This is a genomic window from Xanthobacter sp. BG11Y11_SDJG (assembly GCF_057364445.1).
Genome location: NZ_JBNFNU010000686.1, coordinates 1 through 1,257, shown reverse-complemented (window position 1 = coordinate 1,257; position 1,257 = coordinate 1). Strand labels below are relative to the sequence as shown.

Here is a 1,257-nt window from a genome sequence, read left to right as displayed (position 1 = left end):
CGCGGCGTCCTGTCCGGCCGGGAGCGCCCCTCAAGCGGCAGGGCCCTTGCATGAGGCGCCGAGCGCGCCGCGGCGCCGCTCGACGTGCAATCCCGGAGACCCCCCTATGACGACCATCGAGAAGACCGCCCTGGGCAAGCTGGACCAGGAGGGTCGCCTTCTCAATGCGGTTCTCAAGAGCCCCACCACCAAAGGCGAGCGATTCGGCTTTCGCGGCGACATCGCCCTGAAGTTCCAGGCCCAGCTGGCCGACGAGAAGCGCCCGCCGGACTATTGCATGGAGCAGGTGCTCACCATCGCCCCCGAGGGCACCGGCACCATTCCCGTGATGGCCGGCTACCTGCACAATTTCGCCTATCTGGACGATGTGGCGAAGGTGCTCGGCCCACTGCTCGGGCCGGACGGCAAGTATTTCATGTTCTGCAACAACATCGATCTTCTGGCGAAGTACAAGGTGACGCACGGCGGCCTGACCTTCTACGTGCTGCCCTGCGACGAATCCACGGTGTGGAAGGAGATGCTCGACCTCATGGGCATCGACAAGAACGACATCAAGAAGCTCGATACCGCCGGTAAGCTGGACTACGTACTCGATTCCGCGCTGGACTGGAGCGCCGACTACGAGCCGATCAGCTTCGAGACCGGCGTCTCGGTGATGGAGCCGGTCAAGAACCGCAACGAGAACCGCCCCGTCTGATCCGCAGCCGCGGCCGGCAGAGGGGCGCGACGAGCCCCTCACGCCGTCGTCTCGGCCCGCCGTTCCTCACGCCTCCTCGTCGTCGCAGAACGACGCCGCCGGCTCGTCCTCCGCCAGCGTCACGCCGGTGACGCAGATGTCGCCGTCCAGCACCGCCAGCGCCACCGGGGTGAGCGCGCGGCCCTTGCACGGGCCTTCCACGCACAGGCCGGTGCCCAGCTCGAACAGCGCGCCGTGCTTGCCGCACATGATGCGGATGCCGTTGGGATCCAGGAACTGGTTGCGCTCCCAGTCGAGATTCACGCCGTCGTGCGGGCACCGGTTGGCATAGCCGAACACCTGGCGGCCCCAGCGCACCACGAAGATGCTCCACGGCACCTCCTTGCCGGCCTCGTCGAGGCGCACGAGCTGGAAGCCGCGCGCCTTCTGGCTCGGAATGTCGCTCAGGGCGCAGATGGCATAGGCGATGTCGGCGGCCATGATGTCCTCGTTCGTCTCGGTCCGGTTCGGGGCGGCGGCGGTCAAGGCGCGGCGCGGCGGGCAAGGCCGCCGGCGGGCCG

Annotated in this window: 2 protein-coding genes; one reads left to right on the top strand and one right to left on the bottom strand. The window is 67.8% G+C overall.

Features of this window, described 5'->3' with window-relative positions:
- Positions 1-106 precede the first annotated feature (106 nt).
- Entirely contained in the window at positions 107-697 is a 591-nt protein-coding gene (locus tag AC2W7M_RS25770) for a hypothetical protein (RefSeq protein WP_486135971.1), read from the top strand.
- 66 nt (positions 698-763) lie between these two features.
- Here the strand turns inward: AC2W7M_RS25770 and AC2W7M_RS25765 are convergent, their stop codons facing one another.
- Positions 764-1,177, bottom strand: a complete 414-nt coding sequence (locus AC2W7M_RS25765; protein ID WP_486135973.1) for a Rieske (2Fe-2S) protein — start codon at positions 1,175-1,177, stop codon at positions 764-766.
- Positions 1,178-1,257 lie beyond the last annotated feature (80 nt).